The 1,815-nt window shown below is 60.9% G+C and carries 1 protein-coding gene; it reads left to right on the top strand.

What is annotated here, in order from left to right:
- On the top strand, positions 1 to 1,761 hold a 1,761-nt coding region (locus ACR0IP_RS23095), incomplete at its 5' end, for a BCCT family transporter (RefSeq protein WP_480528148.1).
- Positions 1,762 to 1,815 lie beyond the last annotated feature (54 nt).

Genomic DNA, 1,815 nt, shown 5'->3' with positions numbered 1-1,815 from the left:
AATAACAGCGTTCCGATTGCGCTGATCAGTAAGGGCGTGATGGTCGCCCTTGTGCTTTGGGCGCTGATCTTTCCGGCGAATGCGAATAGCACTCTGGGCAGCTGGAACTCTCAGATTCTGGAGGTCTTCAACAGCTTCTACGTCATCATCGTGGGTCTGTTTTTCTTCTTTCTGGCCATCGTTGCGCTGCTGCCGGCCACCGGCAAGCGGGTGATGGGGACGCCCGGCGAAAAGCCCGAGTTCTCGAATTTCTCATGGTTCTCGATGATGTTCGGTGCCGGTCTGGGTGTGGGCCTGATGGTGTTCGCCACCGCCGAGCCTCTGGGCCTTTGGGGCTCGAACCCTGTGGTGGTCGCGGGCGACGTGCCGGGCAATGAGCCCGAGGCGGTTCAGTCGGCCTATCGCTATACCTATCTGCATTACGGCTTCCATGCCTGGGCGATCTACGTGGTGACCGGCCTGTCGCTGGCCTATTACGCCTATACGCGCAACATGCCGCTGACCATCCGCTCGGCGCTGACGCCGCTGTTTGGCAAGCTGATGAACGGCTTCCTGGGCCATGTGGTCGACGTTCTGGGCGTGGTGGCAACGATCCTGGGTGTATCGGTGACCATCGGCTATGGCGTCAGCCAGTTCATCGACGGTGTTTATGCGATCACCGGGATGGAGTGGATCATGGACCTGGGTGGCGAGGTTCCGACCCCGTCGAAGGTTGGCCTGATTGCAGGTCTGCTGGTGATCATGGGCCTGTCGATCATCTCAGCTGTGTCGGGTGTTGGTCGGGGCGTGAAGTACCTGTCGAACCTGAACCTGGTGCTGTCGATCATCCTGCTGGGCACCTTTGTCGTCTTCGGCTCGTTTGTCTTTGCGATGACCACCTATGGCACCGCGCTGGTGGACTACATCCTGCACTTCCTGTCGCTGAGCTTTGGCGCCTACGGCCCGCTCTCGGCCGAGGCGTTTGCGGCAGCTCTGCCGGCCGAGGCTCAGGCCCATGCGGATGCCCTGATGGGTGGCGCGACCAATGCCTGGGGCAGCTATGACGGCTTCAAGAGCGGTCTTGAAGGCGCAGCAGCGGAACTGGATGAGGCCACTCTGGCCGCGGCCTATGCCGCCGGTGAGCAGGGTCGTCAGTTTGGCTGGCAGGCAGGCTGGACTACGTTCTACTGGGCCTGGTGGATTGCGTTCTCGCCCTTTGTTGGCCTGTTCCTGGCGCGCATCTCGAAGGGTCGCACCGTGCGTGAGTTCATCCTGGGCTGTGTCTTCGCACCGGCGCTGGTCTGCTTTGCATGGATGACGGTTCTGGGCGGCACCGCGATCGATCTGGAACTGGCCGGTGAAGCCGGAGGCGCGATCATCGGGGCATCGAACACCAACAAGCTGTTCGTGACGCTGTCCTACATGATCGACGGCGGTTTGCTGTCGATGCTGAACGTGATGTGCGTGATCCTGATCATGACCTTCCTGGTGACCTCGGCGGATTCGGGCATTCTGGTGATGAACACGATCATGTCGGGCGGCAGCCAGGAGACGGGCATCAAACACCGCATCATCTGGGGTCTGATCCTGTTGGCCGTGATCGGCGCGCTGATCCTTGCAGCGGGTGAGAACAACCCGATGGACGCGCTGCGCAACGCGATGATCATCGGCGCGCTGCCGTTTACCATGGTGATGGGCCTGATGATGGTCGCCCTCGCCAAGGCACTGTTCCGCGACAGCCAGCGTGACAAACACGCCGAGGCACCACAGGCCGCAGAATAAACCCACCAAAACACAAACAATCAAAGCGCCGCCCAAACACAGGGCGGCGCTTTT

Source organism: Ruegeria sp. AL11, from assembly GCF_056540865.1.
This window is presented reverse-complemented; position numbering and strand designations above follow the sequence as displayed.